This window comes from Thermus caldifontis (assembly GCF_003336745.1).
GTDB lineage: Bacteria > Deinococcota > Deinococci > Deinococcales > Thermaceae > Thermus > Thermus caldifontis.
Map to the genome: position 1 here is coordinate 1 of NZ_QGMX01000013.1, position 26,079 is coordinate 26,079.

The window sequence follows — 26,079 nt, forward strand, 5'->3', positions numbered from 1 at the left end:
TGGCCGGGTGGACAAAGGCCTTCAAGAGACGGCCCCCCGTGTCCGTCAGGATCTGCCGCTTTCGCTTTGGGGCCCCTACCCCAAATGAACTGCCCTTTGACCTTCTTCGCCCCGTCGTGTCCCCGGGGCCCCCCTTTTCCCCTGTCTTCACCGATTGGCTGTCCATCACCAAGGCGCTGGGGGAAGCATACCGCCCTTCCCGTTCCCGGTCACGGCGGACCAGGGCCTGGGCTACCCTCTCCCAAACCCCCTCCTTCTGCCACTTGCGGAAGGGGTGGTAGACCGTGGACCAATGGGGCAGGTCATGGGGCATGGCCCGCCACTTGATGCCGCCCTCCAGAACGTAGAGGATAGCGTTAACAATCTCCCTCCTGGGCACCTTAGCGGGTCGGCCGCCGGGCTTGGGGGCGGGGATCAACGGCTCCAGGATGGCCCACTCCTCGTCCGTAAGGTCGCTGGGGTAAAATCTGCGTGTAGGGTTCATGTGCAGAGTATAGCAGACTTTTACAACAGTCTCTTACACCAACACCCTCCCCCCAGGGGCCCTACAAACCAACCTCGGGGCCAATCAGGAAGCGGCCAGCGCCACCCTGGAAGTAATAGGGTATACCCTGTCCGGCTCCGTCTACCACGACGGGGAGCCGGATGGGCTGAAAGGGCCCAGCGAGGACTGGTCCACGGGAACCACGGTCTACGTCAACCTGGTGCAGGGGAACACCGTGGTGGCCTCGGCCACCGTGGCCCCCGGCACCGGGGCCTTCTCCTTCCCGGGCGTGCCCCCGGGCTCCTACTCCCTGGTGGTGGCCACCTCGCCCAGTAGCCCCACCCCGCAGGCTCCCCCGGGTTGGATCTTCATCAACCCCGGGAATGGAAAACGGGACATTGTGGTCACCGCCCACCTGCAGGGCCTGGACTTTGGCCTCTTCCATGGAGGGGTGATCCAGGGGCAAGTCTTCTACGACGACGGCCTCGGGGGAGGCACCGCCAACAACGCCCTGCGGGATGGCGGGGAAAGGGGCGCAGGAGGGGTAACGGTCACCGCCACCGACGGCACCCACACCCGCACCGCCCTCACCGACGGAAATGGGTTCTACCGCCTGTACATCCCCTACTCCTGGGGGAATGTAACCCTCTCCCACCCCCTTCGCCCGGCCACCGGCCATAACGATGGCCAAGGTGGGGTCTCCCTGGTGGGAAGCTGGGCAGATGCCATGGGCCCAGGCTCCTCAGGGGCTACGGTTTCTTTAGGCTCCGCCTCCAACTTGGCAGGCAACATCTGGGAGCGAAACTTCGGCGTGGTGCGGGATAGCCGCTTCTACCCCGATGGCTCCGGCCAGACCACCTCCCCAGGGGTGTACACCTTCTCCCACTGGTACCGCCCAGGCACCCTGGGAAGCGTGACCTTAAGCCTCCTCTCGCCCCCCAACCCCCGTTACGCCTACCAGGTACGGCTGGACCTGGACTGCGATGGCGCCTTTGGCCCCGGGGAAGACTGGGCCTCCTTCCCCTACACCTTCACCGTGACGGGCAACTGGCCCAGGGAGGCCGAGGGTAGCCTCAGGGCCTGCCTGGTGGAGGTCCGAACCCTGGTGCCCGCTGGGGAACCCGTGGGCGCCACGGACATCGCCCTCCTGGAAGCGAGGCTTACCTGGGCCAACAACGCCAACGTCCAGGAACCCGACACCCTCACCGACACCCTGCAGGTGACAGGTGGGGAGGTGCGCCTGGATAAGCAGGTGCGCAACGTCTCCCAAAACACCCCTTTCTCCACCACCGCCCAGGGCAAACCCCTTGAGGTCTTGGAGTACTGCATCGCCTACCGCAACCTGGGCACCCAACCGGTAACGGACTTTGTCCTTTCCGACCCCGTCCCCTTCTTCACCGAGGCCCTTACCTCCGTGGCTGACTACGGGGGCAAGGCCATCCGGTGGACCCACGGGGGGTCCACCCAGTACCTCACCGCCCAAACTGGGGACGATGCCGGAGAAATCGCCAGCGGCCTAGTAAGGGTGGCCGTGGGCACCGTGGGGCCAGGGGAGATGGGAGAGGTATGTTACCGGGTGAAAATCCGCTAGGCCCCTTCCCCGGGACTCTTCCCTTGGGGAAGAGAAACCCCAGGATGGCTCCGGGGAAGGAGCCTCCTCTCCCAGGCCACCTTTAGGAGCTCCTCCCGGAAATCGGGGTGGGCGATGTGGATGAGGGCCATGGCCCTTTCCCCTAGGGAGCGGCCAAAGAGCTCGGCGATGCCCCACTCGGTGACCACGTAGTGCACATCGGCCCGGGTGGTAACCACCCCTGCACCCGGTTTCAGGTAGGGGACGATGCGGCTATGCCCCTTGGCGGTGGAGGGGAGGGCGATGATGGGCTTGCCCCCCTCGCTTCTCGCCGCCCCCCGGATGAAATCCAGCTGGCCGCCAAAGCCCGAGTAGATGCGGGTACCGATGGAGTCCGCCACCACCTGGCCGGTGAGGTCCACCTCGATGGCGGAGTTGATGGCCACCATCTTGCGGTTTTGGGCCACCACGAAGGGGTCGTTCACGTAATCGGCGGGGTGGAGCTCAAAGAGGGGGTTGTCGTGGACGAAACGGTAAAGCCGTTCCGAGCCCAGGACAAAGGTGCCGATCACCTTGCCGGGGTGAAGGGTTTTCCGGGCCCCGGTGATAAGGCCCTTTTCAAAGGCCTCCAACACCCCATCCGAGATCATCTCCGTGTGGACCCCAAGGTCGCGCCGGCCCTCGAGGCTGGCCAAAACGGCATCGGGGATGGCCCCGATGCCCATCTGCAAGGTGGCCCCGTCCTCTATGAGGCTCGCCACGTGCTCCCCTATCCTCCGCTCCACCTCGCCAAACCCCTCCCGCCTAAGCTCGGGCAAGGGCCAGTCCAGCTCCACGATGGCGGTGAAGCGGGAAACGTGCACGAAGGTATCCCCCAGGGTTCTGGGCATCCTGGGGTTCACCATGGCGATAACCAGGGGGGCGGCCTCGAGGGCCGCCTTGGTGGCGATCACCTCCACCCCCAAGGAGCAAAACCCGTGCTCGTCGGGAGGGGATACCTGGACGATGGCGGCATCCAGGGGCAGGATGCGCCTCTTGAAAAGCCAAGGCACCTGGTGGAGCATGACGGGCACGTAGTCGGCCCGGCCCTGGTTCACCGCCTCCCGGTCGGCAGGGCCCACAAAGAGGGAGCGGCGGCGGAAATGGCCCTCCATCTCTGGCGGGGCGAAGGGATCCTCCCCCATCTGCAGAAGGTGAACAAGCTCCACATTCTCCAGCTCGTCCTTGCGGGCGGCCAGGGCCTCCAGGATGGGGGTGGGGGTAGCGGCGTTTCCGGAAACGAAGACCCGCATGCCGGATCGGATGAGGGTGACGGCGTCCTCGGGGGAAGTCAACTTCTTGCGGTAGCTCATTCCAGGTGGCCTCCTTTCTGGCCCAGGAGGAGGTAAGCCCCCTGCCGGAGCTCGGGAAGCGCCAAGGGGTCCTCCTCCACCTTTAGGAGAAAGGGCAAAAGGGTGGCGGTAAGGGCATGGCTGCTGGTACGGGGCACCAGGGCGGGAACGTTGGGGAGGCAGAAGTGGGTGATGCCCAGCTCCTGGTAAACCCCCACCCGGCTGGTCTCGGCGATCCCCCCTTGGTCAATGGCGAAGTCCAGGAGCACGGCCCCCGGGCGCATGCGGGAAAGCAGGGCCCGGCTCAGGAGGAGGGGGGCCCTTTCCCCCGGCACCGCCACCGCCCCCACTAGGACGTCGGCGAAGGCCACGTACCGCTCCAGGCGGGTCTGGGTGATGAGGGCGGTCACCGCCCCTTGGGCCTCCCTCGAGGCTTCCTCCAGAGCGGAAAGCTCCTTGTCCAGGAGGTAGACCGAGGCCCCCGTCCCCAAAAAGGAACGGGCCGCCGCCCTCCCCAAAACCCCCGCCCCCAGGATGACCACATCCGCAGGGGGAATCCCGGGCAGGCCCGAAAGGAGCACCCCGGGGCCGAAGGGGGCCTCCAAAAGCCTCCCCGCAATCTGGGGGGCCAGGCGGCCGGCGATCTCGCTCATGGCCTTGAGCACGGGGCGCCTTCCCTCCGCCCCGATGAGTTCGTACCCGATGGCGGTTAGGCCCTTTTCCGCCATGGCCTCCACCAAGGTGGACTCCGCCACCGCCAGGTGCAAAAAGGCCATCACCGTGGCCCCAGGGCGGAGGAGGGCGACCTCCTCGAGGGTGGGCCTTCCCACCTTCAAGACCACCTCCCCCCGGCCAAAGGCCTCCTCCCGGCTCACCAGCCGGGCTCCGGCCTCCTCATACAGGGCGTCGGGAAACCCGGCCCGCTCCCCTGCCCCCCGCTCCACATAGACCCGGTGGCCCCGGTTCACCAGCTCCCGCACCCCCTGGGGGGTGAGGGCCACCCGGCCCTCCCGCACCTCCCCAAAGGGGGGTTGGGTCTTGACCACGCCCTGTTCCTTGGGTAGGCCAAACTCCATACCCGCCTCCTCGCCTTGAGCTTAAAGGGGAAGGGGAGGGCGGATGTCCCTTTTCCTTCTCATGGAATCCCACCCTAGGCTTTTCCTGTGGATGCCTTCGCCGATTGGCTCTTCGTGGTCCTGTGGGGAGCGGGGGTGCTCTTAACCCTCGTGCCCTTTGTCCCCGCCACCCTTTTGATCCTGGCCGCCGCCCTCCTCCACGAGGCCCTGGTGGGCTTCCGGGAACTTTCCTTGGGCCTGTGGCTGGCCCTAGGGGTTCTGGCCCTCCTGGCCATGAGCCTGGACAACCTGGCCACCCTCTTGGGAGCCAGGAGGTACGGAGCCGGACGGGCAGGGCTTTGGGGAGCGTTTTTGGGAGGACTCCTGGGCCTCTTCCTGGGGGTGGTGGGGGTTTTGCTCCTCCCCTTTTTGCTGGCCTGGCTCTTTGAGTACCTTTCGGGGCGCAAACCCCAGGAGGCCCTTCGGGCGGCCTGGGGCACCCTGGTGGGCCTCATGGGGGGTGTGGTGGCCAAGGCGATCCTCCACGTGGCCATGGGGCTTCTAGTGATCCGGACCATCTTTCAGGGCTAGGGTATGCTTTTTCCCATGGACCTGGTCCTCGTCACCCGGGAAGGATGTGGCCTGTGCGAAAAGGCAGAAAGGGCCCTTTGGACTTTGGGAATACCCTATGTGCGCCGGGATGTGGACCAAGACCCCGAGCTCTTCCGCCTCTACACCTTCCGGGTACCCGTGCTCCTTCTGGGGGATAGGGTGCTTTTGGAGGGCATCTTTGACGAGAGGTCGCTGATGGAGCTGGTGTCAAAGCTCCAAGGAGGGGGTGAGGCATGAACCCCACCATGATCCAGATCGGCCCCTTGCGCATCCAGTGGTATGGCTTTCTCCTTACCCTGGCCATCTTCATCGGCTTTGAACTGGCCAAGCGCAGGCTTAGGGCCTGGGGGTTGGATGCGGAGCGGTTTGAGGCGGTGGCCTTCTGGGCGGTGGTTTTCGGGGTGGTGGGGGCCAGGCTGGGCTATGTCCTCACCTCCCCCGGCTACTTTCTGCAGAACCCGGTGGAGGTCTTATACATCTGGCACGGGGGGCTTTCCTTCCACGGGGCCATCCTGGGCGGGGCCCTGGTCTTCCTCTACTTTCATAAGCGCAAGGGCTACCCCCTCTGGCCCTACCTGGACGCCGCCACCCCGGGGGTGGCCTTGGGCATCATCGCCGGGAGGGTCGGGAACCTGATGAACGGCTCCGACACCGTGGGCCGCCTCACCTCCTTGCCCATCGGCTTCACCTGGCCGGAGTGGGCCAAGGGGTTTCCCGGAATCTGCCCCGGCATTGAGGATATCTCCCAGGTCTATCGGTGTGACGAGCTCCTCCGGGGACCCGTGCACCTCACCCAGATCTACGGGGCCCTGGTGGGCCTCATCCTCCTGCCCCTTTCCTACTACTGGCTTCGCAAGAAGCCCTTCTACGGGTATGCCTTTTGGAACTTTATCCTCTGGTACAGCGTGCTCCGCTCGGTTTTGGAGGAGCCCTTCCGGCTGAACCCTTTGTGGCTTCCCGTGTACCGCAATGACGAGCTGGGCATTGGCCTCTTCACCGCCACCCAGGTGGTGAGCCTGCCCCTCATCCTCCTTTCCTGGTACATGCTGCGGCGCCTGGGCCGGTAAGATAAGCCCATGGTGCTTCCCCCCCGCAAGGACTCCCTCAAGTGGGGCACCTACCCTGAGGACGTCCTGCCCCTTTGGGTAGCGGACATGGACTTCCCCGTGGCCGAGCCCATCCAGAGGGCCATACGGGAAAGGGCCGAGGGGTTTTTGGGCTACCCCCCCCGGGAGGGGGACCTGGAGCTTAGGGCCCTCATCCTGGAAAGGACGGGCCTAGAGGGCGAACTGGCCTTCATGCCCGGGGTGGTGGTGGGGCTCTACGGGGCGGTGGCCGCCTTCACCGCCCCTGGCCAGGGGGTCCTGACCCAGGTCCCCGTATACCCCCCGTTTCTGGCCGCCATCCGCCAGCAAAAACGCACGGTTCTGGCCAATCCTTTGCGGGAAACCGAGGAGGGGTACCGGCTGGACCTCGAGGGCCTGGAGCGCCTGGCCTACGCCAGCCGGCTCCTCCTCTTCTGCCACCCGCAAAACCCCACGGGCAGGGTCTTTGGGGAGGAGGAGCTTGCCGCTTTGGCCGCCATCGCCCGCAAGCACGACCTCATCGTGGTTTCCGACGAGCTCCATGCCCCTCTGACCTACGAAAAGACCCACATGCCCCTGGCCCGCTTCCTCCCCGAGCGCACCCTCACCCTGCTGGGACCGGGAAAGGCTTACAACCTGGCGGGGCTTCCCATTGGGGCGGCGGTGGGGCCTAAGCCCCTGGTGGAGGCCTTGAGGCGCCACCTGCCCCACACCTTCCCCAACGTGCTGGCCATGGCCGCCTGGAAGGCGGCCCTGAGGGAAGGGGAGGCCTGGCTTGGGGAAACCCTGGCCCGGCTTAGGGCCAACCGCCACCGGGTGGCGGCCTGGGCCAAGGAGGTGGGCCTCGGCCACGTTCCCCCGGAGGGCACCTACCTGGCCTGGTTCAAAACCCCCATTCCCCAGGCGGCCTCCTTTTTCCTCAAGGAGGCCCGGGTGGCCCTGAACCCTGGGGAAAACTTCGGGGAAGGGTACGATCGCTACGTGCGCCTCAACTTCGCCACCTACCCCGAGGTCCTGGACGAGGCCCTAAAGCGCCTTGCCGAAGCCCTAAGAAAAGCCTAATACCCTTTCCTCTTGTTTCCTTCGCTAAGCCCCAACGAGATGACGCCTACCGGAGGCCCTTTCCGGGGCCCCCACCCTGGCGCAAGCCAGGGTGGGGTGGTATAAGCTCCCCAGGGGTTCCCCGGGGGGCAAGGGCGCTCGGGCTTACTGGACCACCTCGATGGGGATCCGCTTGGCCCGGGCCTCGGCCACCTTGGGCAGGGTGAGATGCAGGATCCCGTGGCGGAACTCCGCCTTGGCCTGGGAGGCATCCACCTCCACGGGAAGGGTGAAGGTGCGCACGAAGGAGCCATGGGGGATTTCCTGCAGGTAGTAACGGCGCACCTTGGCCTCCTCCGCAGGCCTCACCTGGCCCCTGATGGTGAGCTTGCTGCCCTCGAGGCTCACCTCGAGGTCCTCAGGCGCCAGGCCCGGCACCGCCATCTCCAGGACCAAGGCCTCGTCGGTCTCGTAGAGGTCAGCAGGAGCCACATAGGTGGCCACGGGCCGGGCAAAGTCGCCCAAAACCTCCTCAAAGAGCCGGTTGGCCTCCTCCAGGAGGGAGAGAGGACCCCAAGTGCGGAAGGGGGTAATCTCCATGGGCCGCGCATCCCTGCGAACCAGGGCCATACCTATCACCTCCGGTTTCACTTATATCACTTGCGCCTTGTTTTGTCAAGTATCCTTATCCTCTAGCGCCTACCCATGCGCCCCCTATAATCAGGGGCATGGAGATCCCTCCCGAAGCCGTCCTGGTGGACACCCGTCCCCGGGCCGCCTACGAGGCAGGCCACCTGCCCGGCGCCCGGCACCTGGACCTTTCCGCCCCCCGGCTTCGCCTGCGGGAAGAGGCGGAGCTTAAGGCCCTGGAAGCCGGCCTCACCGAGCTTTTCCGGGAACTGGGGCTCAAAAGCCCCGTGATCCTTTACGACGAGGGCCTAACCAGCCGCCTCTGCCGTACCGCCTTCTTCCTGGGGCTTGGGGGGCTGGAGGTGGCGCTTTGGACCGAGGGCTGGGAAGCCCACGCCACCGAGCGGGAAGAGCCCAAACCCGAGCGCTCGGACACGATAGCCCGCCTCCGGCGGGACTGGCTCCTCACCGCAGACGAGGCGGCCAGGCACCCCCTTCTTTTGGACGTGCGGAGCCCCGAGGAATACCAGGGCAAGGTCCACCCCCCATGCTGCCCCAGAGGCGGGCGTATCCCGGGAAGCCAAAACGCCCCCCTGGAGATCTTTCTGGAGCCGGATAAGGTGCTAAAGGGGCTCGGCCTGGAGCCGGGGCAGGAGGTGGGGGTCTACTGCCACTCCGGGGCCCGGAGCGCCGTGGCCTTCTTCGTGCTGAGGAGCCTGGGGGTGAGGGCCAGGAACTACCTGGGCTCCATGCACGAGTGGCTGGCAGAAGGGCTTCCCACCGAGCCATGAGGGTCTACCGCCTGAGCGTGGGCCCCCTCCAGGAAAACACCTACCTGGTGGAGGGCGAAGAAGGGACGGTGCTCATCGACCCCGGGGACGAGGCGGAACGGATTCTGGCCCTCCTGGAGTCCACGGGGTTAACCCCCGAGGCCATCCTGCTCACCCACGCCCACTTTGACCACGTGGGGGCGGTGGCCCCCTTGGTGGAGGCCCTGTCCCTACCCGTCTTCCTCCATCCCCTGGACCTCCCCCTTTACCGGCATGCGGCGGAGGTGGCCCGCATTTGGGGCCTTGCCATCCCCGCTCCCCCCTTGCCGGTGGAACCCTTGGAGGAAGGGCAGGTCCTTTTCGGCCTCACCGTATGGCACCTTCCCGGCCATAGCCCCGGCCATGTGGCCTTCCTTCACCCCGGCGGGGACGAAGAACCCCCCCGCCTCCTTTCCGGGGACCTCCTTTTTAAGGGGAGCATCGGCCGCTACGACCTTCCGGGGGCAAGCCGGGAGGAGCTTTTCCGCTCCCTAAAGCGCCTCCTCACCCTGCCCCAAGGTACGGAGGTCTACCCGGGGCACGGGCCCCCCACCACCCTGGCCCTCGAGGCCCAGACCAACCCCTTCCTCCTGGGGTTAGAATGGGAAGCGTGAACGGGGCGGATGCTCCCCACAGGGGACAGCTTGAGGCGCTTAAGGCTCTTTATGACCTGCAGGAAAAGGACCTGGAGATAGACCGATTGCAAAAGGAGGCGGAAACCCTCCCCCAGGACCTGGTTTCGGTGAAGGCCCAGGTGGAGGCCCTGGAGGACCGGCTTTCTGACCTCCTGGAGCGCCAGGCGGAGCTCCGCAAGGAGTACAACCGCCACAGCCTGGACATCGAGGACCTCACCGCCAAGGAAAAGCAGGCGGAAGCCGAGCAGCGCCAAGCCCAAAGCGCCCGCGAGCAGACCCAGTACGAAAACCGCATCCAGCAGATCAAGGACCGCATCAAGGAACTCCTGGAGCTTTCCACCCCCATCATGGAGGCCATGGAGAACCTGGAAAACGAGATCCAGGAGGTGGAAGCCGAGCTCGCCGCCCTAAAGCCCCGCCTGGAAGAACTCCTGGAGGCCAACCGGGTAAGGGTGGAGGCCCTTAGGGCGGAGATCGCCCTCAGGCTTGAGGAACGCTCCCTCATGGCCCAGGCCATCCCTGCCCCTGTCCTGAAGGAGTACGAGGCCATCCGCCGGGCCCGCAAGGGCACCGGCATCGCCCGCATGCACCGCCAGGGCCAGGTCTTCCGCTGCGAAGGGTGCAACGTGGTCCTGCCCACCCACGTGGCCCAGAAGGTGGTGCAGGGGCAGCTGGTGCGCTGCCCCTCCTGTGGCCGGCTCCTGTGGAAAGGGGAGGGCTAGGCCAGGCGGGCCTCGAGGGTGATGGCCTTCACCGCCCCCAGGGCCCGGGAAACCGGGCAGCCCTCCTTGGCTGCCTGGGCGATTTCCTGGAACCTATCCGGGGTTATCCCCGGCACCTCCGCCTCGGTAACGAGGTCAATGCGGGTGATGGTGGCCTTTCCCTCCACCATCTCCAGGTGCACTCGGGCCTCCGTGGAAACCCGCTTGGGGGTGAATCCTTCCCGCTCCAAGGAGGCCGCCAAGGCCATGGAGAAGCACCCCGCATGGGCAGCGGCGATGAGCTCCTCGGGGTTGGTCCCCGGCCCCTCCTCAAACCGGGAGGGGAAGGAATAGGGCCCCTCAAAGGCCTGGCTTTGCAGCTTCATTAGACCCTGACCGTTACGCAAACCGCCTTCCCATATCGCACTGGCCCTTCTTACCGGCATAGCTTTACCTCCAGTTCCAGGATACCCATAACCCGCACAACCGCCTGGTGAGGCAAGGCACCTTCTACCCCTATCCCTTGCGGTTTGACGAAGGGGCTTAAGCGGAAGCACACTAAAGGCGTGCTCTTCCTCTTCGTGGACGGTCTAGGCCTGGGGGAGGCCTTGGGGGAGCTCTTTCCCCTTCTTTGGGAGCTTTCCCCCAGGGCCTTGGACGCCACCTTGGGGGTGGAGGGCCTGCCCCAGTCGGGCACAGGCCAGACCACCCTCCTTACCGGGGTCAATGCCGCAAGGCTATTGGGCCACCACCAGGGACCCTTCCCCAGCCCCCGGCTCAGGCCCCTTCTCCAGAAAAGCCTGTACGCCTGGGCGAAGGAAAGGGGCCTACGCATCCTCCACGCCAACGCTTACCGCCCGGAATACCTAAAGCGGGCCACGGGGGGAAGAAGGCTCCTCCTCTCCGCCTTCGCCCAGGCGGCCCTTTTGGCGGGCCTTCCCCTTTTGCCCCTAGGACATCCCAAGGCCCTTTCCCCTGGGTTTTGGGAGGACCCCTATGGCCTAGGCGCCCAGGCCGCGGCCCTGGCCCGGGGCTTTGACCTGGTGGTCCTGGAGTATTGGGCCCTGGACCTCTTCGCCCACCGCTTCCCAGAGGCGCTACCCGAACGCTTCCTGGAGCTTTCCCTTTTCCTGAAGGGCTTCTTGGAGGAGGGGGGCACCCTCCTCCTCACCTCCGACCACGGCAATGCCGAGGAGCCCTGGCACACACAGCACACCCGAAACCCTGTACCCTTGGTCTATACGGGAGAGAAAACCTCCTTCTGGCCGAAGGATCTCGCGGGCTTTTTCCCTTGGTTGCAAGTGATTATCACTTCTAAACTTACAAAATCCGACCGGAATACTTGACTTTAGCCCCCCCTTCCGGTAAAGTCCCCGGGTAGAGGGCGCCCTCGCCCCAAGGAACCCTGGGGAAGCATGAAGGAGGCGAGATGCAGCTTGGAAGGTTCCTTACCCTGATCGGCATTGTGGCTTTAGGATTGGCTTCCGCCCAGCAACAGACCCTAACCCTCTACTCCGGGCGGGGGCAGAGCCTGGTGGAACCCCTAGTAAAGCAGTTTCAGGCGGAAACGGGTATCCGGGTCCAGGTGCGCTACGGTACCGACGCCCAGATCCTGGCAGCCCTGCAGGAGGAGGGAAGCCGGTCGCCGGCCGATATCTTCTGGGCCAACACCGCCGGTGCCCTGGGCCAGGCGGCCAGCAAAGGGCTCCTACGGCCTTTGGGAGACACCCTCCTGAAGCAGCCCTTGGCCTTCGTGCCCGAGTCCAAAGCCTGGGTACCGGTGACCCTGCGCCTAAGGGCTTTAGCCTATAACCCCCAGAAGTTCAAGCCGGAAGAGCTTCCCGGAAGCATCCTGGACCTCCCCCGCTTCGCCCAGGAAAAGGGCCTGGCGGGCAGGATTGGCTGGACCCCCACCTACTCCAGCTTCCAGGACATGGTGGCAGGGATGATCGCCCTCTATGGGGAAAGCAGAACTCGGGAATGGCTTTCCGCCATGAAGGCCCTCAACCCCAAGAGCTACGCCTCCAACTCGGCCATGCTGGACGCCATCCGCGCCGGGGAGATCGAGCTCGGCTCCACCAACCACTACTACGTGGTGCGCTTCCGCCGGGCTGGGTACAACCTGGGCCTTCACTACTTCAAGGACGGGGATGTGGGCAACCTGGCCCTGGTCACCGGGGCAGGCATCCTGAAGACCTCCAAGAACCTGGTGGCCGCCAACCGCTTCCTCACCTACCTCCTCTCCCCCAAGGGGCAGCAGTATTTTACGGGGACTGTGGGGGAATACCCCTTGGTGAAGGGGGTGGTGGCCGACGCCCACCTCCTGCCCTTGGAAGAAGCGCTGAAGAAAAGCCCGAAGCTGGACTTTGAGAAGCTTCCCCTGGACCAGGCCCTGAGGCTCCTAAGGGAGCTGGGCATCCTCTAATACCACCCCACCCTGGTTTGGGCCAGGGTGGGGACCCCGGAAAGGGCCTTCGGCAGGCGTCATCTCGTTGGGGTCCAGAGAGCGAAACGAGAGGAAATGGTATAAGTAGGCGCAGGTTCTAAACCCAACCATGACCAGCGCAAGAAGGTTTCCCCAACTTCCCGGGCTCCTGCCCTTCCTGGTGCCCGCCCTCCTCACGGGGGGCGGGGTGGCCCTCCCCCTCCTTTACCTGGTCCTGAGGGCCCTGGAAGCCGACCCCCAAACCCTTTGGGATATCCTCCTCCGCCCCAAGAACCTGGAGCTGGTCAGGAACACCCTTTCCCTCCTCCTGGGGGTTCTCCTCCTCACCACCCTCCTCGCCCTGCCCCTGGCCTTTCTCACCACCCGCACCCGCCTAAAGGGAAAGCGTCTTTTCTCCGTCCTCCTCACCCTGCCCCTGGCCATCCCCGGCTACGTGGGCGCCTACGTGCTCCTTTCCGCCACCGGGCCTGGGGGAATCCTGCCCCTGCCCCGCCTCGAGGGGTACTGGGGGGCGCTTCTGGTCCTCTCCCTCATCACCTACCCCTACCTCTTCCTGGGCTTGCGGGCCGCCTTTTTGGGGCTGGACCCCAGCCAGGAGGAGGCCGCCCGGACCCTAGGCATGGGGCCTTTAAGGGCTTTTTTCCGGGTGGTCTTCCCCCAGCTCCTCCCCGCCCTCCTTGCGGGGTATCTGGTGGTGGGCCTTCACGTCCTGGGGGATTTCGGCACCGTGAGCCTTCTGCGCTATGAAACCTTTTCCTACGCCATCTACCTGCAGTACAGCGCCGCCTTTGACCGGGTCTATGCCGCTTGGCTGGCCCTCTTCCTCCTCCTCTTCACCGGGGGGCTCCTCCTCCTGGAAGGGCTCCTCCTCCGCCGCCTCAGCCTGGCCCGCACGGGTAAGGGAAGCGGGAAAGGGGCCAGGCCCCTAAGCCTGGGGCGGTTTACCCCTTGGGCTTACCTTTTGCTCCTTTTGCCCGTCCTCCTGGCCCTGGTCCTACCCCTCTATGCCCTTTTCCACCTGGCCAGCCGCTTTCCCCGGGAAAACCTGGAAGGCCTTTGGGAGGCCCTCCTCCACTCGGCCACGGCCGCCATGCCCGCTTCCCTCCTGGCCGTGGGCATGGCCCTGCCCATCGCCTACCTGGCGGTGCGCCACCCCTCCCCCACCTCCCGCTTCCTGGAAAGGCTGGCCTACATGGGTTACACCATCCCCCCCTTGGCCTTTGCCCTGGCCTGGATCTTCTTCAGCTTGAAAAGCCTTCCCCTCCTCTACGGCACCCTGCCCCTCCTCATCCTGGTCCTGGCCTTCCACTTCCTGGCCGAGGGCCTGGGGCCGGTGCGGGGGGCGCTTTACCAGGTTCCCAGGCGCCTCGAGGAGGCGGCCAGGACCCTGGGGGACACCCCTACCCGGGCCTTTTTCCGCGTCACCTTTCCCCTCCTTTGGCGAGGGGCCGTGGCCGGGGGAGCCTTGGCCTTTATCGGGGCGGTGAAGGAGCTGCCCATCACCCTCCTCCTCGCCCCCATGGGCTATAGCACCCTCTCCACCCGGGTTTTCAGCTACACTCAGGAAGCCATGTTTGCCGAGGCCGCCCCCTTTGCCCTGCTCATCGTCCTCCTTTCGGCGGCCTTCGTGGGGGTGTTGCTTTGGAGCGAGCGCCGCTTCTAAAACTGGAAGGCATCGGCAAGCGCTTCGGGGAGCACGAGGTGCTGAAGGGGATTGACCTCGAGGTCTTTCCCGGGGAGATCCTGGCCCTTCTGGGGCCGTCGGGATGCGGCAAGACCACCCTCCTAAGGGTGGTGGCCGGGTTGGAAAGCCCCGATAGGGGGCGGGTCCTCCTGGAGGGCAAGGACATCACCCTCCTGCCCCCGGAAAGGCGGGGCATCGGCTTCGTCTTCCAGGACTACGCCCTCTTCCCCCACCTCAGCGCCTTGGGCAACGTGGCCTTCGGCCTCAAGGGAAAGGATCGCCTGGAGAGGGCCAAAAGGGCCTTGGAGCGGGTGGGCATGACCCTCTTCCAGGACCGCAAGCCCGGGGAGCTTTCCGGAGGACAGCAACAGCGCATCGCCCTGGCCCGGGCCTTGGCCCCGGGGCCGAAGCTGGTTCTTCTGGACGAGCCCTTCTCCAGCCTGGACGCCAGCCTTCGGACCAGCACCCGGGAGGAGGTGCGCAAGATCCTTAAGGAAACGGGCACCACCGCCCTTTTGGTCACCCACGACCAGGAGGAGGCCCTTTCCTTCGCCGACCGGCTTGGGGTGATGCGGGGAGGGAGGCTAGAGCAGGTGGGCACCCCGGAGGAGGTCTACCTCAAGCCCAAGACCCCCTTCGTGGCCCAGTTTTTGGGCCGCACCAACCTTCTTTCCGGGGAAGGGTTTGGCCCCTATGCGGAAACCTGCCTAGGCCCGGTGCCCCTGGCCGAACCCGCCCACGGGCCCCTTCTCCTCTCCCTGCGCCCCGAGGCCTTAAGGCTTCTGCGGGCAGAAGCCCAGGAGGGCCCCCTGGGCCAGGTGGTGGCCCGGGAGTTTAAAGGGCACGACCTCACCTACCGGGTGCGCCTCTTCTCCCCGGAGAAGGAGATCCTGGTGCAGGAGGGGCCGGAAAGCCCTTTCCGGGAGGGGGACCGGGTGCGGCTTATGGTGGTGGGGAAAGGGGTGGCCCTCGAGGGGCATCCCGCCAAGGCCCCGGTGGGTGCGGACTAAGCTTAAAGCGTGCGCCGCATCCTGATCCTCACCGAATACGACGGCACCCACTTCGCCGGGCTTCAGCGCCAACGGCCTGGCCTGCGCACGGTGCAAGGCGAGCTGGAAAGGGTCTTGCCGGAGATCGGCGCCCTTCCCCAGGCGGTGGCCGCCGGCCGCACGGATGCCGGGGTGCACGCCCTGGCCATGCCCTTCCACTTTGACCTACCCGGTAAAATCCCCACGGAGAAGATCCCCGAGGCCTTGAACCGGCTTCTCCCTGAGGACCTCAAGGTGGTGGCCGCAAGGGAGGTGGCCCCGGGCTTCCACGCCCGCAAGGACGCCCTCTGGCGGGCGTACCGCTACCGCATCCTCCTAAGGCCCCACCCCTCCCCCCTCCTCCGCCACCGGGCCCTTTGGGTCCGCCATCCCCTGGACCAGGCGGCCATGCAGGAGGCCCTCTTCCTCCTTAGGGGGCGGCACAACTTCCTGGGCTTTGCCAAGGCGGAGGTGCGGGAAGGGGAAAGGGAGCTCTACGAGGCCAGGCTGGAGGAGGTGGAGGGGGAAGGGGGCAGGGAGCTTCGCTTGTACTTCCGGGGCCAGAGCTTCCTAAGGGGCCAGGTGCGGGGCATGGTGGGAACCCTTTTGGAGGTGGGTCTGGGCAAGCGCAACCCGGATAGCCTCCGGCTCATTCTGCAAACCCAGGACCGAAGCCAAGCAGGCCCCTCGGCGCCCCCTCAGGGGCTCTATTTCCTCGAGGCCGCCTACCCCCCGGAAAAGCTAACCCCCGGGTAAGCCCTAGTCACCAGAGGGGAGAGTTCCCGGGGTCCCCGTCGTGGCGTTAGCCACGACGGGGTGGGATTAGAGCCGGCTTCTTGGGTCTAAGGCATCCCGAAGCCCATCCCCCAGGTAGTTGAAGGCCAAAACGGTGATGAAGATCATGAACCCCGGGGGCAGGGCCAGCCAAGGCGCGGTGAAGATGTACTCCTGGGCATTGGTGAGCATGTTTCCCCAAGTGGCCACCGGGGGCTGGATGCCAAAGCCCAGGAAGGAAAGGGCCGCCTCCACCAAAATGGCCCCCCCGATCTGCAAGGTGGCCTGCACGATTAAGGGCGCCAAGGTGTTGGGCACCAGATGCCGGAACATGATGCGGGCATCGCTGGCCCCCAAAGCCTGGGCGGCGGTGGCGTAATCCTGCTCCCTCAAGGAGAGGATATTCCCCCGCACCAGCCGGGCCGTGCCCAGCCAGCCAAAGAGCACCAATATGGTGATGATGATGAAGACGCTGGCGGCATCGCCAAAGACCCCTTGGGCCCACTGGCCCACCTTCACCCCCGGGTCCCGCAGCAAAGCGGAAAGCACCAAGAGGAGGGGAAGGGTGGGGATGGTGAGCATAAAGTCAATGAGTCGGCTTATGGCCACGTCCAAGTCCAGGCGGATCTGGCCCTTAAGCCCGTACCACGCCGCCCAAAGCACCGGGGCCAGGACCAGGCCAAAACCCAGGTAGCTCCCTACCCTGCCAGCACGAATCCCATCCTCGGCCAGCGTCCAGGCGATGGAAAGCGCCAGGTACAAAACCCCGTAGTAGAGAAACCAGGAAAAGACCCGCCAAAGGGCAAAGCTAAAGGGATAAAACCCCTCCCGCTCCCGTCTTAGGGGCCCCAGGTAAAAGCGCAAGGGGCGGCCGGAAAAATACCCCGCCAGGGTGCCCATGATGGTACCCAGGATCACGCTGGAAAAGGCCACGGCAAAGCCCACCAAAAGGGAGATGCGGGAGCCGTAGATGATGCGGGAGAGCACATCCCGGCCCAGGTCATCGGTGCCCAAAAGGTGCTCCCGGGAAGGAGGGTTGAAGTAGTACTGGCCCACGTCCTCCCCTGTGGGCTGGGCGGTGGGATCGTATGGGGCAATCCAGGGGGCGAAGATGGCCATGAGGATCAGGAGGATGATGACCACCAACCCGGCCATGGCCATCTTGTGCCGCCTTAAGCGGCGCCAGAAAAGACCGAAGAAGGTACGGGGCTTGGCTTTTAACGCTTGCGTCGCCATGATCCACCTCTAGCTGTAGCGGATGCGGGGGTCCACCACCGCATAGGCCAGGTCCGCCAACAGGTTGAAAAGCGCTGTCATCAAGGCCAAGAAGGCCAAGGCCGCCATGGCCACGTTGTAGTCCTTCTCCACCAGGGCGTCAAAGATGGCCCGCCCCATGCCAGGGTAGCTGAAGATGGTCTCGGTGATGGTGGCCCCACCCAACACCCCCGGAATGGCCAGGCCCACCAGGGTCACGATGGGAATGAGGGCGTTCCTGAGGGCGTGCTTGTAGAGCACCACCCGCTCCGCCAAGCCCTTGGCCCGGGCGGTGCGGATGTAATCCTGGGAAAGCACCTCCAGCAAGGAAGCCCGCATGAACCGGGTCCATTCCGCCATTTGCAAGGAGGAAAGGGCGATGACCGGCAGGATCAGGTGCCAGGCCCACTGCCCCAGGAAATACCCGAAGCTCACGGCTCCCGAACGCACATCCTCCCAAAGCACCCCGGGCACCCCCCCGGTGGGGAAGCGGGGGAAACCCGGGATATGGTCGGGAAACCAGATGGCAAAGAGGTAAAGGAGCAGGATGCCCAGGAAAAAGACCGGCATGGAAAACCCCACGAAGGAGAAAAAGGTGATGACGTAATCCGCCAGGGAGTACTGGCGCACAGCGGAGAAGATGCCCACGGGGATGGCCACCACCAGGGCCAGGGTCAGGGCCAAGCCCGAGAGGATCAGGGTCTTGGGCAGGCGCTGCACGAAGATGTACTCCGCCGCAGGGATGCCGTAGGTGCGGCTGTAGCCAAGGTCCCCCTGTACCGCCCGGGAAAGCCACTTGAAGTAGCGGATATGAAGGGGCTGGTCCAGGCCATAGGCCCGCTTCAAGGCCTCAAACTGCTCCGCGGTCATCCGCGGGTTTTGCCGCTTGAGCTCCTCCAAGGGGTCCCCCGGCTGCAAGGCCAGCAGGGCATAGATGACCACACTGGCGGCGAGGAGCAAGGGGACCATCTGCAAAAGCCGGCGCACCGTGTACGCAAACACCTTTGTACCTCCTGTTTTTTAGCCTCCAAATAGCCTATCGGCTGACCAAAAAGCCCGCTGGGCTAGACGCCCAGCGGGCCCCACTATACCACGGCTACTTGATGGAAAGGGCGTACTTCGCCTGGTCCCACTTCTTCACGGCGCCGCGGCTTTCCCAACCGATCTCCCAGGCGTTCCAGCCGGGGTAGCCGAAGCCGCCCGCGTAGGCGCTGGCCACGTAGTTGACCAAGCCCTTGCGCACCACGTAGGGATTGGCGCGGAAGTAGAGGGGCAGGGCGGGAAGCTCCTCCGCCCAGATCTCCTGAGCCTTAGAGAAGAGCTGCTTCCGCTTGGCCTCGTCAAACTCCAAGACCCCCTGGCTGGTGAGGCGGTCAAACTCGTCGTTCCGCCAGCCGCCGATGTTCCGGCCCTGGTAGTTGTTCTCCTTGGTGGGCACCATGATGGCCCCGGTGTTCAGGTTCTTGTACTGGAAGAGGGAGCCATCCTCGGCCAGGCTGGAAATCCAGGCGAACTCGAACATTCCGGTCCACTTGCACTCGCTGGCCCGCTGGATGTAGTCGTCGGAGAAGACCACGGCGCTGGGGGCGTTATTGATCTTGACGGCGATGCCGATCTTCTTGAGGTCCTCAGCAAAGAACTGCTGGGTGCGCTCGCGGATGGCGTTGCCGGCAGTGGTCACGTACTCGATCTCAAAGCGCACGGTACGGCCACCCACGGTGCGCTGGAGGATGCCATCCGGACCCTTCTTCCAGCCCATCTGGGCCAGGAGGGCCTCGGCCTTCTTCAGGTCAAACTCGTACTTCTTGACGTTGGGGTTGAAGAGGGGGTTGACGGGGGCGATCCAGGTGTGGGCCACGGGCTGGAGGCCATCAAAGAAGGCCTTCACCAACCCTTCCCGGTTCAGGGCGTGGAGGAGGGCCTGACGGGTGCGGACGTCGTCCAGGCCCAGGTCCTTGACCTGCTGGCAGTTGCTGAACTTGTTGATGTCGATGTGCTCCCAGATGGCCCCGGGCACGAACCAGATGTCAAAGCGGCCGGGGGCGCGGGAGGTGAGCTGCCGGCTGCGGCCCTGGTCAAAGGTGAGGGAGACGCTGGAGGTGGCGTCAATGGAGCCCCCGATCACCGCCACCAGGAGGGAGTTGGTGTTTTGGATGAAGCGGTAGACCACCTTCTGCACGTACTTGCTCTCCCCGCCTTCCGGCTTGATGGGGAAGTTGGGGTTCCGCTCCATCTCAATGGAGTTCCCCGGCACCCAGCGCTTCAGCTTGAAGGCCCCCGAGTACACCATGGCCCCCCGGTTCAGGGCCTGAGGGGTAGAGAACTTGAGGAAGAAGTTGCGGTAGAGCTCGTTGAGCTTCTCCGCATCCTTATCGGGGTCCAGGTTGCGGGCCGCCGCCTTCACCTTCTCCCACTCCGCCCCCATGATGTGCTTGGGCGCATAGCCCATGGGGGAGCCGTAGGTGTCGTAGTAGTAGGCGGGTTCAAAGGTCACGGTGAAGTTGCGGGCATCCTTGACCTTCAGGCTCACCCGCTCCCAGTAGTCGGGGTTCAGGAGGGGCATGCCCTTGGCCTTGCCCACCTCAAAGTAGAACTGCACGTCCTCGGTGGTGATGGGCTTGCCGTCGGACCAGCGGGCATCGGGGCGGATGGTGAGGTCCATCTCCAGCCGCTTCTTGCCCCCACCGATGTCCGTCACCCGCAGGCGCCCGTTCTTCTCCGTGGGCACCTCGGTGGCCAGAACGGGGAAGTTCTGGCTATCGGCGTTGAAGCCAATGAAGGGGGCAAAGAGATAGCCTTCGATCTCGCTCTTGATGGCCTGGTTGGAGATGATGCTAAGGAAGTCCCCCGCCAGCACCCTAGGCTCCTGGGAAGCCCCTATGACCAGGCTGTTGTCCTGAGGCCCTGCCAGGGCCAGGCCCAGGGCGGTTAAACCGAGTACAGCCAGCTTGCCTACTTTTCTCATACGGCCTCCTTTCTCCATCGCGGCACTACCCTTAGTGGCCGAGGTTATTATACGGCTCCCTTTCTTAGGGTCAATGGGAGAAGGGTAAAGGGGGCCTGAAACCAGGCCCCCTTGCTCAAAAAGCCCTTAGTGGCCGCAGGTGCGGGCCTCTCCCTCCTGGTCCTTGGTGCGGAAGGAGTGGCCGCAACCGCAGGTGCTGGCGGCGTTGGGGTTATGCACGGTAAATCCCCCGCCCATGAGGCTTTCCACCCAGTCGATCTCCGAGCCCACCAGGTAGGGCAAGGACATGGGGTCCACCACCAGGCGCACCCCATGCATCTCCACGAAGGTGTCCCCTTCAAGCTCCCTTTCATCCACGGCCATGCCGTACTGGAAGCCCGAGCACCCACCAGACTTGATGTAGACCCGGATGGCGGCATGCTCCTTGCCATAACGGGCCAGGATCTCCTTGGCCTTCTCCGCCGCCAAGGGGGTGATGCGGATGACCGCCTCCTGCGTCTCGACCATCTCCCAAACCTCCCTACCCCCTAACGTAGCACGTCGGGGGTAAGGAAAGGTGAGGTGGGTTCCAAGGGGTAGCATGGGAACGTGGAGCTCACCCGCGTGCAGGACATCCTCAGGGAAGAGAGGCTGGACGCCTGGCTCCTCCTCTCCTTCGGCCGGAGCAACCCCTTGGCCCTCGAGGTCCTCGCCCTCACCCCCCTTCACCTCACCCGGCGCTTCGCCTACCTCATCCCCCGGGAAGGGGAACCCGTCCTCCTCTGCCACGCCATAGAGGAAAGCCTCTTCCCCCCCCTGCCTGGGCAAAGGCGCACCTACCACACCTGGCGGGGCTACCTGGAAACCCTTACAGGGCTTACGGAAGGGAAAAGGCGGATTGCCCTTGAATACGTGCCCGGGGGGCTGATCCCTTACCTCTCCCGGGTGGACGGGGGCAGCCTGGACCTCCTTAGGGGGATGGGCCTCGAGCTGGTGTCCTCCTGGCCCCTGCTCCTCCTCTTCCAAACCTGGGGAGAGGAAAGGCTAAAGAGCCACCGCCGGGCGGTGGAGGGCTTGGTGGCCGCCAGGGACCGGGCGCTGGCCTTCCTGCAGCAAAGCCTTAGGCCCACGGAAAAAGCCGTGCAGGCCGTTTTGGTCCAGGCCCTGGAGGAACGGGGGCTGGTCTTTGACCATCCCCCCATGGTGGCCTTTGGCCGAAACGCCGCCAACCCTCACCACGCCCCCACGGACAAGGTCCTGGAGGAGGGCGAGGTGGTGCTCTTAGACCTTTGGGCCAAGGAAAAAGGGGGGGTCTACGCCGACATCACCTGGATGGCGGGCCTAAGGCCTCCTGAAGGGGCCCACCGGGCCTTCCAAGCGGTGGCACGGGCCCGGGATGAGGCCATCCGCTTCCTGGCCGAGGCCTACGGAAAAGGGCACTACCCCAAGGGCTTTGAGGTGGACCGGGTGGCCCGGGGCCTTTTGGAAGGGGAGGGCTACGGCGACCACATCCGCCACCGCACGGGGCACAACCTGGGGGAGGAGGTCCACGGCTTTGGCCCCCACCTGGACGACCTGGAAACCCACGACTTCCGCCCCCTGGTGCCGGGGCTGGCCTTCACCGTGGAGCCCGGGGTTTACCTACCCGATTTTGGGGTGCGCACCGAGGTGAACGTCTACCTACACCCCACGGGTCCGGAGGTCACCACCCCCTTGCAGGAGGGCCTCACCCTCCTCTAGGTAGCCCCTTCGGGGCTGACCTAGGTAGCCCCCACACGCTAGCCCTTGGGGAGCGAAGCGGGAAGCATACCCCTGGGGCGTGGTATCTTGGGGAACGGCATGGACCGCCCCCTGCTGATCTTCTCTGGTCAGTCCAATAAGCCCCTAGCCCAAGCCATCGCTGAGGCCCTCGGCCTCCCCTTGGGCAAAAGCACCACCCAGCGCTTCGCCAACGACAACCTCTTCGTGCGCTTTGAGGAAAGCCTAAGGGAAGGGGATGTCTTCATCGTCCAGTCCCTAACCCCCCCCGTACAGGACCACCTCATGGAGCTCCTCATGATGATTGACGCCGCCAAGGGGGCCAGCGCCGCCCGGGTCACGGCGGTCATCCCCTACTTCTCCTATGCCCGTAGCGACAAGAAGGACGCCCCCCGCATCTCCATCGCCGCCCGGCTGGTGGCCGATCTTCTCCAGACCGCCGGGGCCGACCGGGTCCTCACCATGACCCTGCACTCCCCCCAGGTGCACGGGTTCTTCAAGGTGCCCGTGGACCACCTCTCCGCCGAGCCCGTCATCGCCAACCACTTCGCTACCCGGGTGGACCTGGAAAATGCCGTGGTGGTGGCCCCGGATGCCGGCGACCTCAAAAGGGCCAGCTCCCTGGCCCGGCGCCTCCGCCTCCCCCTGGCCTTCATTGACAAGGAACGGGTTTCCGACACCGAGGTACGGGTGCGGATGCTGGTGGGGGAGGTGAAGGGGAAGACCGCCCTGATCGTGGACGACGAGATCTCCACCGCAGGAAGCCTGGTGGAGGCGGTGGAGGCCCTGTTGCAGGCCGGGGCCAAGGAAGTCTACGCCGCCGCCACCCACGGGGTCTACGTGGGGCCGGCCCTGGAACGCATCGCCCAAAGCCCGGTGCAGGAGGTGGCCGCCACCGACACCTGCCTCCCCAAGGAGGGTCCCAAGCTCAAGACCCTCCCTGTGGCCCCCATCTTCGCCGAGGCCATATGGCGCATCCATCGGGGGGAGTCGGTGTCCAGCCTTTTCACCTGAGGGGAGCCGGATGCGGAAAGAGGCGTTTACCCTGGCGGGGCAGAGGGTGCTGGCCCATATCCCCGAACGCCCCAGGGCCCTCCTCCTCGCCCTCCACGGGCTTCAGGGGTCTAAGGAGCACATCCTTTCCCTGCTCCCGGGGTATGCGGAAGGGGGCCTTCTCCTCCTGGCCATAGATGCCCCAAGGCATGGAAACCGGGAAGGCCCACCCCCCTCCTCCAAAAGCCCTAGGTATGTGGAGGAGGTGTACCAGATAGCCCTGGCCTTCGCCGAGGAGGCCCAGGCGGTAGCCCAGGAGGCCAGGGAGCGCTTCCGCCTTCCCCTTTTTTTGGCGGGAGGAAGCATGGGGGCCTTTGTGGTCCATCTGCTCCTTTCCCAGGGGTTCCGGGCGGAAGGGGCCTTGGCCTTCATCGGCAGCGGTTTCCCCATGAAGCTCCCCCAAGGGCAGGAGGTGGCGGACGCCAAGGTTTTGGCCCTTTACGAAACCCCCCCCGCCCTGAGGGGAGAAGCCTATGGGGGTGTACCCCTTCTTCACCTCCACGGCACCAAGGACCTGATCGTGCCCCTTTCCCGCATGGAGAAAACCGTGGAGGCCTTGAGGCCCCATTACCCCGAGGGGCGGCTCGCCCGTTTCGTGGAGGAGGGAGCTGGGCACACCATCACCCCCTTGATGGCCCGGATGGGGCTGGCCTTTTTGGAGGCGTGGCTTGATCCTGGAAGGGCTTAAGGGGTATAGGGGCTACCCCGGGGGTTTTAAGGCCTACGCCAAGGCCTTCCCCACGGTGGAGCTTTCCTGGTGGCAGCGGGTTGGGGACAGGAGGACCATTAGCCGGTTAAGGGCCTTGGCCCCCGAAGGGTTTCGCTTCAGCGTCTATGGCCACAAGCACCTCACCTTTAGGCCCTCGGGGGAGGAAAGGCGTACCTTAAGGCGCTTTCTCAGGCGCTTCCGGCTTTTTGGCGACAAGCGGGGAGCGGTGCGGCTTTTGGTGCCCGCGGGCGTGGAGCCTGCCCAACTGGCCCGCTGGCTGGATCTTCTGGAGGAAGTCCAGAAGGAAGTGGGGCCTGTCCCCCTTGCCTTCCAGGCGGAGGAGGCCCCGCATCCCCTCTTGCAAATGAGGGGTTATGCCCTGGTAAACCGGCTGGAAGGTCCCTTTCTTTACCTGGTGGACCCGGATGCCTTCCAAAGGGCACGGCTTGGGGAAATCCCCCAAGAAGGCGAGGGTTACCTCTACGTAAGTCCAGCCTCTTCCCAAGCCGCCCCTTCCGTCCTACACTTGGGGGCGGAGGTTGACCAGGATGGGTCAGCCCCGGAGGGCTAGCTTGAAGACCGCCAGGCGCTTTTCCCCCAAAGAAGCGGAGGAGATCTACCTGGTGCCCTACTGGGGAGCGGGGTTTTTCCGGGTAGGGCGGGACGGAGAGTTGGAGGTAACCCCCTTGGGCCCGGAAGGCCCTTCCGCCTCCCTTTTGGAAATCGTGGAAGCCCTTAGGGACGAGGGGCGGCCTTTACCTTTGGCGCTTCGGTTTCCCCAGATCCTCGAGGCCCGGGTAAAGGAGCTCAACGAGGCCTTTCATAGGGCCATGGAAAAGTATGGCTACAAAGGGGGCTACCGCGGGGTCTATCCCGTGAAGGTGAACCAGCGCCGCTTGGTGCTGGAAACCGTGGCCAAGGCGGGAAGGCCCTACCACTATGGCCTCGAGGCGGGGAGCAAGGCCGAGCTGGCCCTAATCCTGGCCCAGGACCTCTCCCCGGAAGCCCTCATCACCACCAATGGCTTCAAGGACGACGACTTCATCCGCCTGGCCCTAACCGGGAGGAAGCTTTCCCGGAACGTGATCATCACCCTGGAGAAGTTCGCTGAGCTTCCCCGGGTGATCCGAATCTCCAAGGAACTTGGCGTACGCCCAAAGCTAGGCATCCGCTACAAACTAAAGGCCAAGGGGGCCGGGCAGTGGGAGGCCAGCGGGGGGGAAAACGCCAAGTTCGGCCTCACCACCCCGGAGATCATCCGGGCGGTGGAGATTCTGAAGGAGGAAGGGCTTCTGGATGCCCTGGTCATGGTCCACGCCCACATTGGCAGCCAGGTGACGGACATCCGCAAGATCAAGGCGGCGGTGCGGGAGGCGGCCCAGACCTATGTGCAGCTCAGGAAGCTGGGTGCCCCGCTCCAGTACCTCAACCTGGGCGGGGGCTTGGCCGTGGACTACGACGGCTCCAAGACCAACTTCTACGCCTCCGCCAACTACACGCTTCCCGAGTACGCCGAGGACCTGGTCTACGTGACCAAGGAGGTGGTGGAGGCCCAGGGGGAACCCCACCCCATCCTGGTCACGGAGTCGGGCCGGGCGGTGACCGCCTACCACGAGGTCTTGGTCCTCGAGGTCATCGACGTCATCACCCCCCCGGGGGAGATCCGGCCCAATCCCCCGCCCAAAGAGGCCCATCCCCTGGTCAAGGAGCTTTGGGAGAGCCTGGAAACCCTCTCCCCCAAAAACTTCCGCGAGGTCTACCACGACGCCTTCGCCGACAAGGAAACCCTGCAGACCCTTTACGACTTGGGGCTGGTGTCCCTAAGGGACCGCGCCCTGGCGGAGGAGATCTTTTACCATATCGCCCGGCGGGTGTACGCCATCGTGCGGGATCTGCCCTACGCTCCCGATGAGTTTGAGGACCTGGAAAAGCTCCTGGCCGACAAGCTAGTTTGTAACTTTTCCATCTTTCAAAGCCTTCCCGACGCCTGGGCCATCCACCAACTCTTCCCCATCGTCCCCCTAAGCCGCCTCCACGAGCCTCCCACCCGCCAGGCCACCCTGGTGGATATCTCCTGCGACTCCGACGGCAAGATCGACCGCTTCATCGACCTGCACGATGTGCGCCAGAGCCTGCCCGTCCACCCCATCCGCCCGGGGGAGGACTACTACCTGGGGGTCTTCCTGGTGGGAGGCTACCAGGACGTGTTGGGCAGCAACCACAACCTCTTCGGCCAGGTGGGGGAGGCCCACGTGGTGGTGGACGAGGAAGGGTTTGCCATCGAGCGCTTTGTCCCCGGGGAGACCGCGGAGAAGGTGATCGAGAAGATGGGCTTCACCGCCCGGGAGCTTTTCCTGGGCGTGGAGCGGCTGGTGCGGCAAAGCCGCCTCTCCCCCGTGGAAAAAGGGGCCTTCCTGGAACGGTATATGCGGGAGCTCCAGGGCTACACCTACCTGGAGGACTAAAGACCCGTTAA

The 26,079-nt window shown here is 64.9% G+C and carries 27 protein-coding genes; 18 read left to right on the forward strand and 9 right to left on the reverse strand.

The features are described from left to right. A partial coding sequence (locus tag DK874_RS08655) for an IS5 family transposase (RefSeq protein ID WP_114313629.1) occupies positions 1-484 on the reverse strand: 484 nt, incomplete at its 3' end. Positions 485-704: 220 nt separating this feature from the next. Between DK874_RS08655 and DK874_RS11745 the strand changes: the two genes are divergently transcribed. Further along, on the forward strand, positions 705-2,075 hold the full coding sequence (locus DK874_RS11745) for a hypothetical protein (RefSeq protein ID WP_205387571.1): 1,371 nt from the start codon (positions 705-707) through the stop codon (positions 2,073-2,075). Here the strand turns inward: DK874_RS11745 and DK874_RS08665 are convergent. Beyond that, positions 2,072-3,406 carry an acetyl-CoA hydrolase/transferase family protein gene (locus DK874_RS08665; RefSeq protein WP_114313630.1) on the reverse strand — a complete coding sequence of 445 codons (1,335 nt, stop codon included), beginning with the start codon at positions 3,404-3,406 and terminating at the stop codon, positions 2,072-2,074. The genes DK874_RS11745 and DK874_RS08665 overlap by 4 nt on opposite strands. Beyond that, positions 3,403-4,461, reverse strand: coding sequence for an alanine dehydrogenase (locus DK874_RS08670; protein ID WP_114313631.1), 1,059 nt, complete (start codon positions 4,459-4,461; stop codon positions 3,403-3,405). The genes DK874_RS08665 and DK874_RS08670 overlap by 4 nt, the downstream gene beginning before the upstream one ends. An 87-nt stretch (positions 4,462-4,548) precedes the next feature. Between DK874_RS08670 and DK874_RS08675 the strand changes: the two genes are divergently transcribed. The 4 genes from DK874_RS08675 to DK874_RS08690 are packed head-to-tail and all read left to right on the forward strand — an operon-like array spanning position 4,549 to position 7,199. After that, entirely contained in the window at positions 4,549-5,031 is a 483-nt protein-coding gene (locus tag DK874_RS08675) for a DUF456 family protein (protein ID WP_114313632.1), read from the forward strand. Between the two features lie 3 nt (positions 5,032-5,034). Further along, complete coding sequence (locus DK874_RS08680; RefSeq protein ID WP_205387572.1) at positions 5,035-5,289, forward strand: glutaredoxin family protein; 255 nt, start codon at positions 5,035-5,037, stop codon at positions 5,287-5,289. A gap of 8 nt (positions 5,290-5,297) precedes the next feature. After that, the gene (gene lgt, locus DK874_RS08685) at positions 5,298-6,119 is read left to right on the forward strand and encodes a prolipoprotein diacylglyceryl transferase (RefSeq protein ID WP_114313684.1); all 822 of its coding nucleotides are present in this window, start codon (positions 5,298-5,300) and stop codon (positions 6,117-6,119) included. 9 nt (positions 6,120-6,128) lie between these two features. After that, the gene (locus DK874_RS08690) at positions 6,129-7,199 is read left to right on the forward strand and encodes a cystathionine beta-lyase (RefSeq protein ID WP_114313633.1); all 1,071 of its coding nucleotides are present in this window, start codon (positions 6,129-6,131) and stop codon (positions 7,197-7,199) included. Positions 7,200-7,343: 144 nt separating this feature from the next. Here the strand turns inward: DK874_RS08690 and DK874_RS08695 are convergent, their stop codons facing one another. Then, the gene (locus tag DK874_RS08695; RefSeq protein ID WP_114313685.1) at positions 7,344-7,808 is read right to left on the reverse strand and encodes an Hsp20/alpha crystallin family protein; all 465 of its coding nucleotides are present in this window, start codon (positions 7,806-7,808) and stop codon (positions 7,344-7,346) included. Positions 7,809-7,906: 98 nt separating this feature from the next. On the opposite strand from DK874_RS08695, the gene DK874_RS08700 reads away from it, so the two are divergent. Genes DK874_RS08700 through DK874_RS08710 form a run of 3 tightly spaced genes read left to right on the forward strand, consistent with a single transcriptional unit; the run spans position 7,907 to position 9,974 of the window. Next, the gene (locus tag DK874_RS08700) at positions 7,907-8,599 is read left to right on the forward strand and encodes a sulfurtransferase (RefSeq protein ID WP_114313634.1); all 693 of its coding nucleotides are present in this window, start codon (positions 7,907-7,909) and stop codon (positions 8,597-8,599) included. Continuing rightward, positions 8,596-9,231, forward strand: a complete 636-nt coding sequence (locus DK874_RS08705; RefSeq protein ID WP_114313635.1) for an MBL fold metallo-hydrolase — start codon at positions 8,596-8,598, stop codon at positions 9,229-9,231. The genes DK874_RS08700 and DK874_RS08705 overlap by 4 nt, the downstream gene beginning before the upstream one ends. After that, complete coding sequence (locus DK874_RS08710) at positions 9,219-9,974, forward strand: zinc ribbon domain-containing protein (protein ID WP_114313636.1); 756 nt, start codon at positions 9,219-9,221, stop codon at positions 9,972-9,974. Before DK874_RS08705 ends, DK874_RS08710 begins: the two co-directional genes overlap by 13 nt. On the opposite strand, the gene DK874_RS08715 is transcribed toward DK874_RS08710, so the two are convergent. Then, entirely contained in the window at positions 9,971-10,399 is a 429-nt protein-coding gene (locus DK874_RS08715) for an OsmC family protein (RefSeq protein WP_114313637.1), read from the reverse strand. The two genes, DK874_RS08710 and DK874_RS08715, sit on opposite strands and share 4 nt — an antisense overlap. A gap of 120 nt (positions 10,400-10,519) precedes the next feature. On the opposite strand from DK874_RS08715, the gene DK874_RS08720 reads away from it, so the two are divergent. From DK874_RS08720 to truA, 5 genes are all read left to right on the forward strand, one after another. After that, positions 10,520-11,299, forward strand: coding sequence for a metalloenzyme (locus DK874_RS08720; RefSeq protein WP_114313638.1), 780 nt, complete (start codon positions 10,520-10,522; stop codon positions 11,297-11,299). An 83-nt stretch (positions 11,300-11,382) separates the two neighbouring features. Beyond that, a complete protein-coding gene (locus DK874_RS08725; RefSeq protein WP_114313639.1) occupies positions 11,383-12,378 on the forward strand; it encodes an iron ABC transporter substrate-binding protein in 996 nt (331 codons plus the stop codon). A gap of 130 nt (positions 12,379-12,508) precedes the next feature. Then, positions 12,509-14,062, forward strand: coding sequence for an ABC transporter permease (locus tag DK874_RS08730; protein ID WP_114313640.1), 1,554 nt, complete (start codon positions 12,509-12,511; stop codon positions 14,060-14,062). Continuing rightward, positions 14,041-15,093, forward strand: a complete 1,053-nt coding sequence (locus DK874_RS08735; RefSeq protein WP_114313641.1) for an ABC transporter ATP-binding protein — start codon at positions 14,041-14,043, stop codon at positions 15,091-15,093. The genes DK874_RS08730 and DK874_RS08735 overlap by 22 nt, the downstream gene beginning before the upstream one ends. Positions 15,094-15,102: 9 nt before the next feature. Next, positions 15,103-15,867, forward strand: coding sequence for a tRNA pseudouridine(38-40) synthase TruA (gene truA / locus DK874_RS08740; protein WP_114313642.1), 765 nt, complete (start codon positions 15,103-15,105; stop codon positions 15,865-15,867). 66 nt (positions 15,868-15,933) lie between these two features. Here the strand turns inward: truA and DK874_RS08745 are convergent, their stop codons facing one another. The 4 genes from DK874_RS08745 to erpA form a co-directional block, all read right to left on the reverse strand. Next, entirely contained in the window at positions 15,934-17,121 is a 1,188-nt protein-coding gene (locus DK874_RS08745; RefSeq protein ID WP_114313643.1) for an ABC transporter permease, read from the reverse strand. Positions 17,122-17,130: 9 nt separating this feature from the next. Then, complete coding sequence (locus DK874_RS08750) at positions 17,131-18,141, reverse strand: ABC transporter permease (protein WP_114313644.1); 1,011 nt, start codon at positions 18,139-18,141, stop codon at positions 17,131-17,133. A gap of 94 nt (positions 18,142-18,235) precedes the next feature. Continuing rightward, positions 18,236-20,104, reverse strand: a complete 1,869-nt coding sequence (locus DK874_RS08755; protein WP_114313645.1) for a peptide ABC transporter substrate-binding protein — start codon at positions 20,102-20,104, stop codon at positions 18,236-18,238. A gap of 126 nt (positions 20,105-20,230) precedes the next feature. Then, on the reverse strand, positions 20,231-20,611 hold the full coding sequence (gene erpA, locus DK874_RS08760) for an iron-sulfur cluster insertion protein ErpA (RefSeq protein ID WP_018111546.1): 381 nt from the start codon (positions 20,609-20,611) through the stop codon (positions 20,231-20,233). An 81-nt stretch (positions 20,612-20,692) separates the two neighbouring features. On the opposite strand from erpA, the gene DK874_RS08765 reads away from it, so the two are divergent. The 5 genes from DK874_RS08765 (at position 20,693) to speA (ending at position 26,068) form a co-directional block, all read left to right on the forward strand. Beyond that, complete coding sequence (locus tag DK874_RS08765; protein WP_114313646.1) at positions 20,693-21,823, forward strand: M24 family metallopeptidase; 1,131 nt, start codon at positions 20,693-20,695, stop codon at positions 21,821-21,823. Positions 21,824-21,922: 99 nt separating this feature from the next. Then, positions 21,923-22,855: a ribose-phosphate diphosphokinase gene (locus DK874_RS08770; RefSeq protein ID WP_114313647.1), complete on the forward strand. Its 933-nt coding sequence runs from the start codon at positions 21,923-21,925 to the stop codon at positions 22,853-22,855. Between the two features lie 10 nt (positions 22,856-22,865). Beyond that, positions 22,866-23,582, forward strand: coding sequence for an alpha/beta hydrolase (locus DK874_RS08775; RefSeq protein ID WP_114313648.1), 717 nt, complete (start codon positions 22,866-22,868; stop codon positions 23,580-23,582). Further along, positions 23,563-24,174, forward strand: coding sequence for a DUF72 domain-containing protein (locus DK874_RS08780; protein WP_114313649.1), 612 nt, complete (start codon positions 23,563-23,565; stop codon positions 24,172-24,174). The genes DK874_RS08775 and DK874_RS08780 overlap by 20 nt, the downstream gene beginning before the upstream one ends. A 1-nt stretch (position 24,175) precedes the next feature. Further along, positions 24,176-26,068, forward strand: coding sequence for a biosynthetic arginine decarboxylase (speA, locus tag DK874_RS08785; RefSeq protein ID WP_114313686.1), 1,893 nt, complete (start codon positions 24,176-24,178; stop codon positions 26,066-26,068). Positions 26,069-26,079 lie beyond the last annotated feature (11 nt).